This window comes from Photobacterium sp. WH24, assembly GCF_019204055.1.
Classification (GTDB): Bacteria; Pseudomonadota; Gammaproteobacteria; order Enterobacterales; family Vibrionaceae; genus Photobacterium; species Photobacterium arenosum.
This window is the reverse complement of the sequence record NZ_JAGSOZ010000008.1, coordinates 84,815-101,406: the sequence shown is the minus strand read 5'-3', so window position 1 is coordinate 101,406 and position 16,592 is coordinate 84,815. Positions and strand designations below refer to the sequence as shown.

12 protein-coding genes and 1 pseudogene are annotated in these 16,592 nt (G+C 46.8%); 4 read left to right on the top strand and 9 right to left on the bottom strand.

Translation table 11 applies throughout. The features are described 5' to 3' along the window. Window positions 1–10 precede the first annotated feature (10 nt). The 3 genes from KCG43_RS11610 to KCG43_RS11600 all read right to left on the bottom strand — a co-directional run bounded on the left by KCG43_RS11610 (window position 11) and on the right by KCG43_RS11600 (window position 2,658). Complete coding sequence (locus tag KCG43_RS11610) at window positions 11–640, bottom strand: GrxB family glutaredoxin (RefSeq protein ID WP_218384993.1); 630 nt, start codon at window positions 638–640, stop codon at window positions 11–13. An 80-nt stretch (window positions 641–720) separates the two neighbouring features. Then, complete coding sequence (locus tag KCG43_RS11605) at window positions 721–1,908, bottom strand: MFS transporter (RefSeq protein ID WP_192017272.1); 1,188 nt, start codon at window positions 1,906–1,908, stop codon at window positions 721–723. Between the two features lie 81 nt (window positions 1,909–1,989). After that, window positions 1,990–2,658 (bottom strand): SDR family oxidoreductase, encoded by a 669-nt coding sequence (locus KCG43_RS11600; RefSeq protein WP_218384991.1) that lies wholly within the window; start codon window positions 2,656–2,658, stop codon window positions 1,990–1,992. 121 nt (window positions 2,659–2,779) lie between these two features. On the opposite strand from KCG43_RS11600, the gene KCG43_RS11595 reads away from it, so the two are divergent. From KCG43_RS11595 to KCG43_RS11585, 3 genes are all read left to right on the top strand, one after another. Beyond that, a complete protein-coding gene (locus KCG43_RS11595; protein WP_192017270.1) occupies window positions 2,780–3,697 on the top strand; it encodes a LysR family transcriptional regulator in 918 nt (305 codons plus the stop codon). A gap of 344 nt (window positions 3,698–4,041) precedes the next feature. Then, complete coding sequence (locus tag KCG43_RS11590) at window positions 4,042–5,124, top strand: major royal jelly family protein (RefSeq protein ID WP_255558009.1); 1,083 nt, start codon at window positions 4,042–4,044, stop codon at window positions 5,122–5,124. A 76-nt stretch (window positions 5,125–5,200) separates the two neighbouring features. Continuing rightward, window positions 5,201–5,983, top strand: coding sequence for a glycine betaine ABC transporter substrate-binding protein (locus KCG43_RS11585; RefSeq protein WP_218384989.1), 783 nt, complete (start codon window positions 5,201–5,203; stop codon window positions 5,981–5,983). Window positions 5,984–6,010: 27 nt separating this feature from the next. On the opposite strand, the gene KCG43_RS11580 is transcribed toward KCG43_RS11585, so the two are convergent. The 6 genes and pseudogenes from KCG43_RS11580 to KCG43_RS11555 form a co-directional block, all read right to left on the bottom strand. After that, entirely contained in the window at window positions 6,011–6,934 is a 924-nt protein-coding gene (locus tag KCG43_RS11580; RefSeq protein ID WP_218384986.1) for a LysR family transcriptional regulator, read from the bottom strand. Window positions 6,935–7,316: 382 nt separating this feature from the next. Further along, window positions 7,317–7,460: pseudogene (locus tag KCG43_RS11575) on the bottom strand (hypothetical protein); the annotation flags it as partial. 86 nt (window positions 7,461–7,546) lie between these two features. Continuing rightward, complete coding sequence (locus KCG43_RS11570) at window positions 7,547–8,770, bottom strand: MFS transporter (protein WP_218384982.1); 1,224 nt, start codon at window positions 8,768–8,770, stop codon at window positions 7,547–7,549. A gap of 493 nt (window positions 8,771–9,263) precedes the next feature. Beyond that, window positions 9,264–11,288, bottom strand: a complete 2,025-nt coding sequence (locus KCG43_RS11565) for an alpha-amylase family glycosyl hydrolase (RefSeq protein WP_370630683.1) — start codon at window positions 11,286–11,288, stop codon at window positions 9,264–9,266. A gap of 91 nt (window positions 11,289–11,379) precedes the next feature. Next, window positions 11,380–13,974, bottom strand: coding sequence for an alpha-amylase family glycosyl hydrolase (locus tag KCG43_RS11560; protein ID WP_218384980.1), 2,595 nt, complete (start codon window positions 13,972–13,974; stop codon window positions 11,380–11,382). A 399-nt stretch (window positions 13,975–14,373) separates the two neighbouring features. Further along, window positions 14,374–14,973: a cysteine hydrolase family protein gene (locus KCG43_RS11555; protein WP_218384978.1), complete on the bottom strand. Its 600-nt coding sequence runs from the start codon at window positions 14,971–14,973 to the stop codon at window positions 14,374–14,376. 214 nt (window positions 14,974–15,187) lie between these two features. Here KCG43_RS11555 and KCG43_RS11550 point away from each other — a divergent pair, with 214 nt between their 5' ends. Further along, entirely contained in the window at window positions 15,188–16,591 is a 1,404-nt protein-coding gene (locus KCG43_RS11550; RefSeq protein ID WP_218384976.1) for a lysine decarboxylase, read from the top strand. Window position 16,592 lies beyond the last annotated feature (1 nt).

Sequence of the window (16,592 nt, the reverse complement as noted above, 5' to 3'; positions counted from 1 at the left end):
GGTCGGTTCCTTACTGAAGTAGTGGTACTTGGGTTTTATTGCTTACAGATTCCACCCAATCTTTCACTGTGTTGTCCCATTGGATTTCTGTTGCACTAAAGAACCCACGCAAAATAGAAAACAGGATGGCTTCGTCTACCAAAGTCACATGCTGGCAGGCATCGAGATTCAACACGCTTTTCGCACCTTTGATGAGCGCTTCTACCTCTTTGGCAATGTTTGGTGTGTCTTGTAGGAGCGCATCAAAATTGAGTGCATCAGTTTCTTTTTTGGCGCGCCAAGCTTGTTGCGCTGACAGAGTGGCAAACTCTGGTAAATCCATATTTGACCACCTTGGGTAACCCACTTTTTGCAGTGGAAGAAACGCGATTTTTTGCCAATCCAACACTTGTTGTGACGGTTGGCTTGTTTCGCTGGATGTTGCCAGCTCAAGGAAGTAAGCGATGATATCTAGGCTCTCTGCCATCACTTCTCCGTTGTCTTTGGCAAGAAGTGGGACTTGCTTGGTTCCGATAAGATCTGTCGTGGTTTTGTCATCGTCATAAGCAATATTGATGACGTCGAGTTGGATATTCAGCATGCCAGCAACATAGCGGACGCGAGCACTGAATGGGCAATGTTCGTAAATGTAGAGTTTCATAGTGTTTTCCTAGTGATTCGTATTGGGTAGCCCCGCTTTGTTCGGGAGGCGTTAAATCAGGACTACCGGTTGGGATGAAATTAGTTGTTGAAGCTTGGAGCTAACTCGGCTTGTTTGCTTTCTTTGCGGTTCGCCTTGGCGATGAATAGCAAACCAATCAGCGGAACAATGATGGCTGCGTAAGGGATCATGCCCGCGCCCATTTGGCTATCGAGCACCATACCGCCTAAGAAACCGCCAAAGGCATTGGCTAAGTTGAACGCTGAGATGTTTGCCGTCGCCGCTAATTCCTGGCCTTCACCACCGTGGTTCATTACTCGAAGCTGCATCGCTGGTACGTTAGCGAATGAAGCAATACCAAACACAAAGGCGGTGGCGATGAACAGTACTTTGTTGTCTACGGTTAAGCCGACCAGTATTAGTGAAACAATCATCGCGATAGCCCAGAACATGGAGGCTTTTTGTAGGTTTTTATCTGATGAACGGCCACCCATGGTGTTACCAACAATCAGACCGACGCCAACGATAACCAGAATCCAAGTCACCGCACTTTCACCAAAGCCAGTGATGTGCATGGCGATAGGGGCGATGTAACCATACAAAGTCATGAACCCCGACCAAGCAAATACAGTGATCGCAAGGCTGATAAGTAGCATTGGGTTTTTGAACGCTGCCAATTGCGCTTTGACATCTTTTGCTTCGCCATGACCGGTCGATTTGACCACTGAAGTGATGAAGAACAGAGCCACTAAGCCAAAAGCTGCAACGGTTAAGAAAGTGGTGTGCCAGCCGAATTGCAAGCCAATCCAAGTACCGCCAGGCACACCTAAAACGTTAGCCAATGTTAATCCCGCGAACATTTGTCCGACCGCGCGACCTGCCATTTTTTCTGAAACCAAATTGGTCGCTACCACGGCACCAATGCCGTAGAAAGGACCTTGAACCAAGCCAGTGATCACTCGGCTTACCATCAACACAAAGTAGTTTGGTGCGAAAGCAGACAATATGTTGCCGAGGATAAACAACACCATTAGCCCAGCCAGCACGGCTTTCTTGTTAAAGCGTGCAAAGTAAATCGTAAGTAGTGGACCGCCAAACACAATGGCAAGCGCGTAGGCACTGATTAAATAACCCGCTTGCCCTTCTGTGATGGACAATGAGTTGGCGACTTGAGGAAGAATTCCTGCAATAACAAATTCCGCGGTACCGATAGCAAAAGCTGCAAGCGTCAAGACCCATACCTGCAGCGGCATTTTTTCTTTATTCATGGGGAGTCTCTTTTTTTATTTAGTTTGAACCCATTGGTGCCATGCATTTTTGTTGCGATGGCACCTTGTTTCTATTTGGTGTTAGCCAAGCAGTGCACCACCGTCGACATCAATCACGGCGCCAGTCATGTAACTGTTTTCAATCAGAAGTCGGTAAGCTTTTGCAACGTCACTGGCTTCGCCAACTTTGCCTACTGGCAAGCTATTTTGCGTGCGTTGGTACATGGCATTTCTGTCGTCTTCGTTCATGCCTTGATACGCCTCGGTTTTGGTTAAACCCGGGCTGACCGCATTCACTCGGATAGGAGCCAATTCTTTCGCCAGTACTTTCGTGGTTGCTTCAATGGCAGCGTTAATAGCGGTTTTTACATAGGTGTTCGCTACAACTTTGCGAGATAACATGCCGGAAGTAAGTGTGATTGATCCGCCTTTTTTGATGTAGCGTGCTCCATGTTTAGCTGCGTTGATGGCGCCCCAAAATTTGGTATCAAAAGCGTATTTTGCTTGGGATACTTCTACATCCACCACTTTGCCCGCAGGAGCATAAGAACCTGCTGTGACGATCAGATGGTCAAAAGCACCAATGGTTTCGAAGTAGTGGTAAACCGATTGTTCATCACTGAGGTCTAAACCTGTTTTACGGCTGGCTACGTGGACAACCGTATTTTCGCTTGTAAGTTGTTGGCTAAGTTCAGCACCAATACCTGATGTGCCACCCAGTACGACATAAACGGTTTTTTCTGTTTTCATGATTTGTTTCTCCAATCTTGTTTCGATGGAGTCAGTATATGTATTGGAGTGAATTTGATAATTGGGTAATATTTGAATTTATTATTCAGCTAAGATGAATAATGAAATTTAAGGAGAGATCATGGACAAGTTTTCAGATATGACGCTGTTTGCCAGCATTGTGAAGAACCAAGGGCTGGCCGCGGCTGGCAGAGAGCTAGGCTTATCGCCAGCAACGGTAACGGCAAGATTACAGTCGCTGGAAGATCGTTATGGGGTGAGATTGCTTAATCGCAGTACAAGGCATATATCGTTGACAGACTCTGGCGCGATGTACCATCAGGCATGTCTGGAAATTATCGACAGCGTAAAAGAGACGGAAAACTTACTCCAAACTGGCACCAAAGAAGTGCGCGGGACACTTAAAATCTCGGCTCCTCGTGATATTGGCAAGCAATACATTTCGCCAATACTGTCGGAATTTAATCAGCTTTATCCCGAAGTGATCCCTTATCTGTATTTGAACGATAACTTATCCAACTTAGCAGAATCCGGTTTGGATATCGTTATCCGATACGGGGAGCTGGCCGACAGCAATCTTATCTCTCGCAAGCTTGCATCCAGTCGCCGAGTGCTTTGCGCTTCTCCTCAGTACTTGGCAAAGAAAGGGACGCCGATTACGCCGCAAGATTTAGCACAGCACGATTGTTTAGCTATGGTTCGCAGCAATGAAGAACTGAAAACATGGCATTTTCAAGATGAAGAACAACACAACGTCATCACTGTGCTGCCAAAGCGTTTTTCTGATGATGGTGAAGTGATTCGTCAATGGGCGTTGGATGGGGCGGGTATTGCGTTGAAATCGATTTTAGATGTGCAAGAAGACATCAAAAAGCAGCGTTTAGTGACGGTGTTGAATGGCTACATGAAGAACTTCAACGCATCGACCTCTTCAGCAGGTGCGGATTTGAATGTGATTTACCTGAGTCGCCAGTATCAACCCAAGCGACTTCGTTTGTTTGTAGATTTTTTAATTGAGCACTTTAGTAGTTTAAGATGATAATTGTATAACCCGATCTGCTTGATCAGCGGCGTGAGCGGGCCATCCTTGCCATTGAGGTTTTGCCCGGACTGCAGCGCTTTGGCGAATGCCTGGATATCAATTTCGTATTTATCAGCCATGATGTGTCTCTCCCTTTTTTTAGGACGTGCAGGCAAAGACACAAAACTCTGAACACTAGCCCTCAACTCTTACCCTTCGACAGGTATCCCCTCCTTTATATTCAAATAATATTTGATAATTACTCAATCATTAGCTTGTTTTTAGGTTTGAATATCTCGCGTATTGTCGAAACATATTCACATAGAGCCCAAACTGAGTGTGCGAGCTTACAGAGGTACAATATGAACATACTGAAAACAGGGATCGCCCTCATGGCTGCGATAGGATCCAACGTGGCTACAGCGACGGATTTAGAGGTAGTTGCACAGTTAAATGGCACACGACCGGGCAACCTGACCGTCACGGAGCAAGGACGTCTGATCATGTCAATGCATCCATTGGAAAACCCAAAATATCGAGTGATGGAGTTGCTAGACGACGGCACAACACGGCCGTTTCCTACCGAGGACTGGGCCGATGGACCTGAGCTCGGGGAAGTGGGGCTGTCGTCGGTCATTGGCATTGATAGCACGAAAGAGGGGACGGTTTGGATGTTGGATATGGGCAGTGCCACTACGCCCGCTCAGATTGTCGCTTGGGATAGCGTCAACCATGTGCTTGCGAAGCGTTTCACGCTCAGTCCTTCAGTGATGGTGGATAATTCTTTCTTTCAGGACTTTGCCCTCGATACTTCGCGTAATCTGATGTATATCGCTGACACCACCTTAGGCAACATCGCTGGGTCGGCCGCTCCGGCATTTGTGGTGGTGGATCTCAATACCGGTCAGGCGCGGCGCGTGCTGGAATCGAACAAAGCGTTGATGGCGCCTCAGCATCAAATCAATATTGATGGGTCGGCGTTGGCTACGAAGCGCCAAGACGGCAAATCCGATCCTGTGTCTCTGGGTCTCAACCCCATCACGATCGATACCAATAATGAGTGGGTGTACTTCGGGACGGTCAACGGCAGTGCTATTTATCGTCTCCCAGCTGCGGCCTTGGCTGATCCCAAGCTCGCGTCCGAGCAGCTTGCGAAAACCATCGAATTTTACAGTGAAAAACGACCGAGTGATGGCATGGTGATGGCAAAGAATGGCCGAATCTATGTGGGTGATCTGGAGAAAAATGCCATCGGTGTGGCCGACGAAACTGGCTATCGACTGATCGCGCAAGATGATCAGTTGCTCAACTGGGTTGATGGCTTTGCATTAGGTAAAGGCTATTTGTATCTCACGCAAAATGCGTTGCACCTGCATCCAATCATGAACGAGGGCGAGGAAGAGGCGACCAAGCCTTATCGCATTGTGCGCCTCAAGCTGGAGTGATGAGCACTACGTGCCGCAGCCGTGGTGGTGCTCACATCGCCACGACCTGAAAGGTTATGTCAGAAGAGGAAAAGTAATGCCACAATCAATCACAATAGGGGTCACGGATCTCTCCTTCCACCGGGTGACAGCCTCACTTGTTCGTCATGTGCTCGTCGATATGGGGTTTGAGGTCGATCGCGTGTACGCACCGCACCAGGAAAACTTTGCGCAGTTGGCCTCTGGTGAGGTGGACATGTTGAGCTCTGCTTGGTTGCCATCCAGCCATGGTACCTACAAAAGCCAAGTCGAAGCCAAGGTGCCGTTGCTAGAGCTCGGCCTCCATTATCAACCGTATGCCCTGTGGGGCGTGCCCGATTACGTGCCGGTTGAGCAGGTCGCCAGTGTCGAGGATTTGCTGAAGCCGGAAGTGCGAGCAAAAATGCACCGAGATATTCAAGGCATTAATCCAGGCGCAGGGATCACGCGTTTCTCAATTCATATGATGGTCGCGTATGGTCTGGAGGAGGTGGGCTATCGCTTTCATACCGGCAGTGAAGAAGCGTGTTTTGGTGCATTTGAACAGGCGGTCGAACACCAACAATGGGTCGTGGTACCGCTGTGGCAACCCCAGTTCTTGCACCATAAGCATCGCATACGCGACTTGGACGACCCCAAGGGTTTGCTGGGCGGTGTTGATCGCGCGGTACTGTTATTACGTGAAGATAGTCGCGCTCGGTTTACGCCGGAGCAATTGGCGCGACTGGATGCACTCTGTTTCTCCAACGCCATCATCGCCGATCTCGACTACCAGGTTCGTCGAGAGGGGCAAATCTTAGATACAGTGACTCGAGCATGGCTTGATGCACACCCGTTTTAATCCCAAGCTAAACGAGAGGCTGCTCGCTTAGCTCGGGATGAGGTGGCGCGCCGCGAGCGCTGAAAGTAACGCCTGAGTGCGGGTTTTGAGATAATCCCGCAGCAAACGGACGGTGGGTGTGATGGACTGACGACTGGGGCAGACTAACCATAACTCTGTCGGCGTCGGCGTATAACCAGGCATTACACTGATCACTCGTTGATTGAGCAAATCGTCCGCCATATCGAGGCACGACTTGATGGCCATTCCATATCCGGATACACACCAGCGGCGTACTAGATCGCCGTCGTTAGATATACGATTCCCGCACAGTTTGGCTTTGATGGTTTGATCGTAATGGGCAAACTGCCATTCATCCTGGACCACATCGTTCAATTGATAGCACAAGCCATTGTGTGTCGCCAACTGGTGAGGATGCGACGGTGTGCCATGCGTTGCGAGGTACGAAGGGGCCGCGCAAAGCAAACGAGGGACATCACAGATTTTAAAACCATACAGGTTGTTTTCCGTGGGTGAACCGTAACGCAAAGCCATATCAACGGTATCGCGATAAAAATCGATGATACTGTCGCTTATGTGACTGCGTAGAGTGAGATTCGGGTGTTGATCAAGGAACTCATTGAGCCAAGGGGTAATGACATTTCGGCCCAGATCGGAAGACAGAGCAATCCGCATTTCGCCGCCCAACTCATCCAAATCTGACTGAATATTGAGTCGTGCGCTCTCGAGTAATTGCAGAGCCTGCTGGCACTGAGGCAGGTAACGCTCGCCAGCGGGCGATATCCGCAACTGACGTGTCGAACGGATAAACAGCTCAAGTCCCAGATTTTTCTCAACGCGTTTAAGCGCGGCACTCGCGGTAGCGACTTGCATGTCTAAACTGTTGGCGGCTGCTGTGATACTGCGAAGCTCCGCCACTTTCATCACCACGAGAAGATCGTTTAGTAGCATAAATTCAACACATGATTGGTAATGTATTCATTGTTATCAGTTTTTCGTTCGTATCACAAGTGAGGCCCTGTTGTGGCGTGGACATAAACTCGTTACTTGTTGTAGAACATACGTTGTTGGTTTGAGTGATCTGACTCTGTAACTCGTGGACACCTCGGCGGGAGGCTGTTCATTGTTCTGTGCCAGCGTAAGTCACAGACCCACATATTGATAGACCCTGTTAGGGCAGTGAATGCTCACCTGGGATAGCGTCTGATTTCAGTTGAGTACCTGCGTCCACTTCTCGGAAGCCTTCAGTATCTCCCAACGCTCAAACCCCAAATCCAGCTCTCCACCTTCAATTCCGATATCCAACGGCACGATTAGTTTCGCTGTGAACCCCCCCTCGGCTCTCAACACTGCCGCCGATTGCGATGGGAATATTATGGAGATAAGGGTTATCCCTCATCTCGATTGCTGCGAAAAAGCAGTCCATGTCGATATGAATAAACTTCCTGTCTCCGTGTTGCTCTCTCTCAGTGTGCATCGTTTTTATCTCAATACATTCGCGTAGAGACGAAGCTTGTTCTTTCTGAAACGATTATCTCCTTTGCTTCCCGGCAAAGGGCGATTTTACACTGTTCGTTCATGTGCTTTTTCTTCTTTTCTGAGTTTAACCAGTGCCCATTTGGCCGAAATGACAATGGAAGTCGCCATGCAGATAAAAGAGAATCCGCCAGCTACTATGGTCAGAGCACCAGCCACAATGCCTGATAAGGATTCACCTGTGTTAGCAACGGTAGAGTAGAGGCCGTAATTTTTGCCAAGCTCTCCCTGGCGGGATAGGGTCTGGATATTGGTGATGATAGAAATATCCACAATGGCGCCAACAAACCCCAGTATGAAGACAGAGGTGAACAGCGCAGGCTGGTTGATGTTAATAGCTATCGCCACCAGTACAAACAGCACGCCATATAACATCCACGATTTCATCACCAGTTCTGGTGTCGTGTCTTTAACAATTCTCGGATATAAAATGCCGCCTATGACCGTTCCTGTTGCCATCACTGAAAAGACATAACCAACCAATTCCTCACGCAGGTAATGTTCAACAATGATAGCCGGGAGCACATATTTCAGCAGCGCGGCTGTAAAGAGTACACACGCAGTCGTGCCAATAATCACCATGAATAAATCAGTTTGATGATTTCTTAAATTCGATATGCTTTCTTTGGTATCAGTAAACAAAGCGGTAAACGAAAGTTTTTCCTCTCTGTGTGTCTGATTCTTTTTCAACAAAAGCAGAAAAATAAGAGAAAGTGCATAAGTGATTGCATCGGCAAGCAAGACAAAACTTTTGTCGGCAACAGAGATGATCAAGGCACATAGCAATGGTCCGATAATGGATGCGACATCTTCGATGATTTGAAACAGACTGTTTCCTGCAGGTAATTCTTCTTTGTTCAACACAAATGGCAGGTAGGATCTGAAACTTGGTTGAAACAGGCTGCGTCCTATCGTCATCAGCATAGCGCAGACAACCAGTCCGGCTATATTCAATATGCCCAAGTAGTAAGTGATAAACATGACGAAAGTCACACTCAGCCTGAGTGTATCACTGAGCAGCATGTTTCTCTTGAATGGAAATACATCGGCAATCCAGCCACCCACAGGTCCGGAAAAGAGATAAGGGATAAATTTTAGAAAATAGACTAGCCCAATATAGAATATATCGCCTGATAATAACTCAATGGTGATCAACGCGAAGACAACTTCATGTGCGAAGTCGCCAATTTTGGATGTGAGGCTGGCAAGCGATAAGGGAAGTAATTTTCGATTAAAGATTACTTCTTTCATATAATGTCTCCGGGAGTGGTGATGTATATTTAAATAAAAATCATCATTTTAAAATGGAGTCGATTTTTGTGGGTGGATAGAATGTGTTTATCATTACCAGGATTTTTAAATTCTGACTTTTTCTAAGTCGGTGAAATTTAATAGATAAATAATTTGATATATTGATAAATTCCAAAATATACAACTGTTCGCTCCGATCGCAATCATCGTGTAATTAAAAATTTAATCTAGAAGAAAAGATCTTTTATGCGTGAATAGTCACAATAAAACAATCTATTTTTTTATGGGTTGTAAATGAATGTAAAAAAGTATGTTTTATATTTTCTTTTATTGAGTAAGCGATTGATATTTTTGGCGGTTATTATTAATTCTATCAGAATATTTGGAGGCGAAAATATTCTGATAGAAGCCGGGTTGCAGGCGGATGTGTTATTATTTTGACGTTTTGATTGAGCTGATCATGGCGAGCGCACCGCACTCGCCATTTAATTGTTTACTCACATTTCGACACCATCACAGCGTCGGGTAAGCCGTTATCCTGGAAAGTCAGGCTCCACACATAACGTCCGGCTTCAGGCAGCATGGCAGCTGTGTCTTTGCCATAGCTGCCAGCCGTGAGCGGTGTTTTCTGACCCGGCCGGAGTTCCAGCCCTTCGGCCGTATACTGAGGCGACCAGTCTTTACTGGCGTACTGCAGACGGAAACTGCCTGCCTGTTCATTGGTTACCACCTGGTACAGGTTCTGGCCTTTGTATTCGAACTGCCGGTTGTCTCTGTGCTTCCACCCTGAATCGGTGAAATCACCCACCACATACAGCGGTTTGCTGACCGGGCCTTGCTCAGTCACAGTGGGATTATCGCACTTTGCCATCAGGCCTGTACCCGTTAAGATCAGGGCTTTGGCCGTCAGATCGACAGCAGGCTGTACCGGGGATGCAATGCGCAGGAAGCGTGCTTCAAAGCCATTGAGCGGAACATTGTAGTGTCCGCTGCTGAGGGAGAAGCGCTCATCGCTTTGCAAGTCAATCAAATCACCGGCTGAGCCCAGTATTTCCGCATTTAAAGACAGGTGTTGCGAAGCGTCTGTGGTGCTGACCAGATAAACCACGACGTCCTGATCGTTTTGCTTGCGATCCACATACACTTTGTTATTGGCCACAATGTTCAGGCGTTCACCTTGGTATAACGCCGGGTGCGCCGCCCGCATGGTCATCAGCTCAGTGACATAGGCTTTGAGATCGCGTTGGCGTGCATTCAGCGTGGTACTGACGCCGTCAATCTTGCCACTGGAACGGGCCACATGATCATCACATAAGCCTTGGATGGCGCAGATATCGCCCGGCACTTTACCGGCAAAATGTTCAACCTGATCACCAATTTCATCACCGTAATACAGGGTGATGGGGCCGGTATACGCGGCGAGGAAGGATATCGCTGCTTTATGGCGCTGCCAGTATTGATCGTCGGTGGGCTCTGCAATATTGCCCCGTTGCAGCAAATCACCAAAGCGGACGAGATCATGGTTGCCCAGCATCAGATTGGGTCTGGCATGATCGGGATACAGCCGATGTAAATCCATGCCTTCTGCCAGCCAGCTGCCGCCTTTGCCACCGTTGCTGTTTTCATTCACGGCGAAGGTTTCGACTAACCGGTAGCGGACTGGAAAATCAAAGGCTGAACATAAACCCGGTGTGCCTTGCGGGCCATAACCAGTCTGATTGATGACGTTTTCGTTATTCCATATTTCAGCCACCATGTAACCCAGCGGGTGAACTGTTTCGCCAAGGTGATTGACGTAAGTGACCGACTGCGAGGCTTCATCAACTGTCTGGCGAATATCCTGCCAGGCCTTCAGAGGCACCTGATAAGCCTGATCCAACCGCCAGCCATCGATTTTAAGTGTTTTTATCCAGTAAGCTGCCACTTCCTGATAAAAAGGCAGGCTCTCGGGGTAGCTGACCGGATTGCTGCCACCCACGGGCAGTTTCCCGGTTGGCGATGGCACCACATTCTCTTTGTGGTGACCAAACACGCCGTCAAAGAACACATATAACCCCCGGGTATGGGCCTGTTCGACTAATGCTTTCGCGGTCTCTATCGTGCCAAATTTCGGATCTATCGAAAAATAATCGGTGGCATAATAGCCGGTGGCATCCAATCGGTCTGCCCAGTGGTCCTGGCCTGTTTTGGCCACTGACTCAAACACAGGCGTCAGCCAAATCGCATTAACACCTAACGACTGGATATAATCCAGAGAGTCGATAATCCCCTGCAAATCACCCTGATGATGACTGGTGCCGTAGCCGGTGCCATGACCAATATTCGGGTCACCATCGATAAAGCTCTCGACCATGATCTGGTAAATCCGTAGCTGTTGGCTTTGCTCGGTAACGTTTGTGTTACAGGCATAAGGCGCAATGGTTGGGTTTTCGTCCGCAGATGGGGTTGAGCTTCCGCATCCTGCCAGCGCTGCGGCTATTAGTAATGAGAGTGTGGAATGAGCAATCCTTTTGTTCACGTTTCAATTCCTGTCGTTATTTTTTTGAATGTCTGATCTCTGTTTGTTTGTGGATACGTGCCCCTTCATTCAGGGACACGCACCAAGGCAATTAACGGGGTTGGGTAAACACAGTCACCGCAGTGCCTTCAACCACCACACTGCCGGATAACCCAGTCTGATGACGGGCGCCTGATGCATCGGCAACCAGCGTCCAGTCGCCTGCAGGCAAGCTGATGGTCTGATTGTTGCCGCTGTTGTACACCACAAACAGGTTATGCGTGTCTTGCGGGTAAGTGATAAAACCTGTGACCAGTTGCCCGCCAAACTCAGCCGCTCGGGAGGCCGTAAGGTAATTGGCAATGTCCTGATTCGTGGTCATGCGCAAGCCTGGGTGATTACGGCGCAGCGCGATCAGTGCTTTGAAGTAATCATAGATCGCTGCGTTATCAGCACGGCGCTGCCACTTGATACTGTTAAAGCTGTCCGGCGCATTGTAGGTATTGTGCGTGCCGCCGTGCGCACCGAAATTCCAGGCATCCGGATAACTCATCTGTTCGTTGTCGGTTTTGGTCCGCAAGAATTCGTCACCGGCATGGACAAACCCGATGCCCTGACTGGTCAGCACCATGCCCATGCCAAAATTCACCACGCGTTTGGCATAATCGAGGCTGGTCGGTGGCGTCAGGCTGAGAATCTGGTGCGAGCTGTTCTGTACAACATTGCCCGACAGGCTTAAATACACCTTATCCCACAGGCCGAAATTATCATGGGCAGAAATATAGTTGATGCTTTGCTCCGGATCGGCGGCAAAGTTTCTGAACCAGGTGCTGTTGCGGCTGTCATTGGGATCGTACGCTGAACCGCGCATGCCATCATAGATGGACCAGCCCGCATCGGCGCTGTCCAGATTGTTGAACATATAACCCGTCCGGGTATCGTCGTTCGACCCTTTCAGGGCTTCACGATACGCGCCGTTGAAAACGCCGACATGCTCTTGCACCATATTATGCGTGGTGCCGTAACGAACACGTTGTGCTTCTTTCGGATCACTGGCGTAACCATTCCAGGGTTCGCCGTAAAGGAGTAAATTACGATCCGGGAATTGTTGATTCAGCGCGCGCCCCCACTTTTCCACTTCCTGAAAAGAAAAAATGCCAATCAGGTCGAACCGAAAACCATCAATGCCATATTCATCGACCCAATAAGCCAGTGAATCCTGAATCATGCGGCTGACCATAGGCTGGTCGGCATCAATGGCGTTACCGGTACCTGAAAGATCGGTTGGGGTGTAATAGCGGCTGCTGATGTTTTCAAACATTTCTTTGGCATAAGTGTGGTTGTACACCACATCCATGATGACCCGGATCCCGGCTTTGTGGAACTCGTTCACCATGGTTTTAAACTCGCTGGCGCGAGCCTCGTAGTCGGTCGGTACCTGTGAATAGCGATCTTCCGGGACGTTGTAATTGCGCGGATCATAACCCCAGTTGTAACAAGGATCGCTGTCAGGAAGTCCGTCGCAGGTAGCAAAATCATAGACTGGCAGCAGCTGAACGTGAGTGATGCCCAGATCAACCAGGTGATCAATCCCCGTTTTCAGCCCGCTGTAGCGGGAGCCGCTTTCGACCATTCCCAGGAACTTACCGCGCTTGTCTGCGCTGACGCCAGAGCTGGCATCTATGGTGAAATCGCGGACATGCACTTCATAAATCACGGCATCTTCGCGGTTCAACAATGCCGGGCGTTCAGCCCAGCCGCCATCAGGGGCAGTGCGGGACATGTCCATTACAATGTTGATGGCTTCATTGTCTCCTGTGCCCGGTTTTGCCATTTTCCCGTATGGGTCGCGCACCGGAATGCCATTGACTTTAAAGGTGTACTCGGCCAGGTGCAGATCGCCGCTGACGTCAACCTGATAGATATCTGTGTAGCCGTTGGCATCGCTCACTTTGCTCAGTGGGTATTCTGTGCCGTTCACGGTAACCGTCACATCGCTGTGATCCGGCGACCAGATCGCAAAGGTGGTTTTATCAGGCTGATACTGTGCGCCGAGGGTGGGAAGCGGGGTGCAATCTGAGGTACATGGGGTCACGGGCGTGAGGGTATAGTTCAGCGTCTGGTCGTTCACTGTGACCAGATATCCACCGTTGACCTGGGTATAGATGTCATCGCCAGACGCGTCTAACACGCCGTCGTTTAGATTGTCACCATAGTTTTGCGACCAGTCTCCGGTCAGGTCAAACTTAAAACGCTGATTGGTTTGTCCGTCAAAATGGACTAACAATGCCCAGGTGTTGTGATCGACCAGAGTCATTGCCTCTGCGGCCCATTGATTCGTCGTGCCGCGAAAATGCAGCGTTGCGAAGTTTTGCGCATGAGGCTGGCTGTCGCAACTGGCCACCGGCATGGTGAGAATCGTCTGGCTGTCGGTGTAAAAATCAATCCGGTAGTTCTGATCATCGGCAACCGTGTAATCGCCGGCGGGGTAGCTTTCCTGCCAGTCACCGTAGCGGTCGATTTTAAACCGGGGACCGCCGGTAGCATCTCCTTGCAGAAATGTCTGGCAGGTTTGATAGTGAGTGGTCGTTATTTGTGTCATTGCTGCCGCGTTCCACTGGTTCGGAGTGCCCCGGAAATGCCAGTCGGCGAGTGCGGGGGCGCTGATCAGCGTCGCACCAACAATAAGCGTAGGTAAGGTTCTCATTTCAATTTCCTTTTGCCGTCCTTTGCAAGAGAGATAACTCCCGAACGGATCGAGTTATTGTTTATGGTTATTCACACACCTGATGCGGACATTTCATCCAGCCAGGTGAGTTGTAAATAGCACAAAAAATAACGCTGAAAATGCTGTTACCGGAGAAATTGAATTGAAATGTGAACCGATTAACTCATTGTATGGCAAGAAAGAAATTGAACTGTGATCTTGTTATCTCAGCCTTTGTCTACGCCCCCCATTCTACGCCCTGGGGGAGATGGCTATTGCCGGATACTATAATTATTATTGCGGTAAGAAAGAAAAAACCTCCAAAAGAGAAGGAGGTTAAATTTGCTTTTTATCTTATTTCTAACGTTGAATCGGGTTAAGAGATCGCCGATCAGAAGGTTATGTAAAATCAGAAAGTTTCATGATAGTGGCATATCGATCACTTAATGCCGCGATGGATACATCATGAACCAGTTTCCCATCAAGCTCGTTATTATTTTGATCCGGAAGACTTCGAGTCGCACAAGCATCTTCACAAACAATAACGTCGTATCCAAGCTCAACAGCTTTGATAGTTGTTGCTGTAACGCACATATGACTCATGAAACCAGCCACAATAATTTGCTTACGGCCAGTCAAGCGTATCAGCTCTTCTAACTCTGTGTTAAAAAATGAGTTTGGAAGGGTTTTGTGCACGATTTGTTCGTTCTCAGATGGTTCTACTAATCGAATAACATCAGACATTGTTGATTCACAGTTAAACACTGGTGATGCTGAACTCGCTTTATGCAACACATGAAAGACGGGTGTCGATTTATCACGAGCAATATCAAGAAGCATTTTTGCTTTATCCAGTGCAAGTGTACCATTTTCGCCTAACTTCAACTTTCCGTCAGCATACTCATTTTGAAAGTCTATATATAGAAGAACCATATTGTTCCAATCAAGCGTGCTATCGGATAAGCCTGATATTTTCCGTAAAGTATTTAAATGACTCATTGTAGACTCCTTTTTTAAATTCAAGCCTAGTCTAAGAAAATTTATCGGAATAGTTAACGAACAATTTTGCATGCGTGATGAGCAAAAATTCTTGTAGCAATTCTTTATCACTACAATTCCATTTCAACTGTTGGCGCACGACCTATGTGCAAAAATTCTCATAGTTATAGTGATAAGAATATTTTAAATTGAATTGTAATTAACAGGAGGTTATATGGTTGATAAGATTCGATTGCCAATATATGAATCGCTAGCAAGTTCAAAGAAGAGGATGAATGGAAGTTTTCATGCTCTGCCAATTCAAAATGTGGGCAATATTAAAAATGTAATACTTGAAGAAGGTTTTTTGAGTGCTTTTGAAAAGATAAAGCATTTAGAGTTGTCAATAACAGGACCTTTTTTTGACAGTTTGTCAGACCCTTCCAGGGTGATTGATGAATCCTCAAATATTATTTCTGATATATATGGTTCAGATCTGTCTTTATTTGTAACTTGTGGTTCAACGATAGCAAACAACATTGTCATTGAAGCATTATGTAAGAGTGACGATAAAGTGATATGTCAGAAAGGGGTACATCAATCAATCCATTTTACTTTGAAATCCTCTAATATTGATGTGAATTTCGTAGAAGATATTTTATGCAATAATGAGTCAAGTATTTACAGAGGGAACGCTGAGAAAATATTAGACGAATTAAAAAATTCTGAAGAACTGAACAACCCTTACAAAACATTAATAATTAATAGTCAGTCATATGACGGTGTATGTTTTGATTTGAGTAGGTTTCTTGATCAAGTTTGCCAGATTGCGACAAGATTAGAAAATATCATTATTGATGAAGCGTGGGGAGCTTGGTCAGCATTTGATCCCTATATGAAAGAAAAGAGTGGTATTTATAACTCAAAACGCCTTTCACAGAAGTATGATAAAAACTTCATCGTAGTACACTCTATACATAAGTCACTATTTTCATTTAGACAAGCAAGCTTAATCAATGTTTATGGTTCAGATCATTGCCTTGATAAAATGATTAGCAGTCATTATAGAAATCATACAACCTCACCAAGTTATCCAATCCTGGCCAGTACTGAACTGGCTGTAGTACATGCTAAAAACTATGGACATCAGTACACTGAAAGAACACTTTTCTTGATTGATAAATTAAAAAATTTTGTAGTAAAAAATCTTAATCATTTCAAGGTTGAAGAGCTAGAAGTGAACAGTGAATTCTTTGTCAATGATCCCACAAAGATTTGGATTACTTGCAGTTCCCCATTATTAAATGGTGAAAAAATAAGAGAGTATTTATTTAATAATCAAGGTGTTTACATTAGTCGATACAATGAAAAATCATTTTTGTTAAACTTTCATTGTGGCGTAACTGATGAGTTGGTCGATTATTTATCACTTGGATTAGAGTGTCTGGAAAAGAAAATAAAAGCAAATACAAATAAGATGAATATAAGAGAAGGTGATGTCTCATCATCATTTTTTATTTTATATCCTCCAGGAACTCCGGTTTTAACACCAGGGCAAACGGTTTGTAAGTTTGACTTAGATAAAATAAATAGCTCATTGATAAATAATATTTCACTTTTAGTTGTTGAAGGAAATTAAG

Bases quoted from the DNA above. Each gene is read 5' to 3' on its own strand.
- KCG43_RS11555 (WP_218384978.1), bottom strand. From the start codon at position 14,973: ATGAGTCATTTAAATACTTTACGGAAAATATCAGGCTTATCCGATAGC.
- KCG43_RS11580 (WP_218384986.1), bottom strand. From the start codon at position 6,934: ATGCTACTAAACGATCTTCTCGTGGTGATGAAAGTGGCGGAGCTTCGC.
- KCG43_RS11610 (WP_218384993.1), bottom strand. From the start codon at position 640: ATGAAACTCTACATTTACGAACATTGCCCATTCAGTGCTCGCGTCCGC.
- KCG43_RS11550 (WP_218384976.1), top strand. From the start codon at position 15,188: ATGGTTGATAAGATTCGATTGCCAATATATGAATCGCTAGCAAGTTCA.
- KCG43_RS11600 (WP_218384991.1), bottom strand. From the start codon at position 2,658: ATGAAAACAGAAAAAACCGTTTATGTCGTACTGGGTGGCACATCAGGT.
- KCG43_RS11595 (WP_192017270.1), top strand. From the start codon at position 2,780: ATGGACAAGTTTTCAGATATGACGCTGTTTGCCAGCATTGTGAAGAAC.
- KCG43_RS11570 (WP_218384982.1), bottom strand. From the start codon at position 8,770: ATGAAAGAAGTAATCTTTAATCGAAAATTACTTCCCTTATCGCTTGCC.
- KCG43_RS11605 (WP_192017272.1), bottom strand. From the start codon at position 1,908: ATGAATAAAGAAAAAATGCCGCTGCAGGTATGGGTCTTGACGCTTGCA.
- KCG43_RS11585 (WP_218384989.1), top strand. From the start codon at position 5,201: ATGCCACAATCAATCACAATAGGGGTCACGGATCTCTCCTTCCACCGG.
- KCG43_RS11590 (WP_255558009.1), top strand. From the start codon at position 4,042: ATGAACATACTGAAAACAGGGATCGCCCTCATGGCTGCGATAGGATCC.
- KCG43_RS11560 (WP_218384980.1), bottom strand. From the start codon at position 13,974: ATGAGAACCTTACCTACGCTTATTGTTGGTGCGACGCTGATCAGCGCC.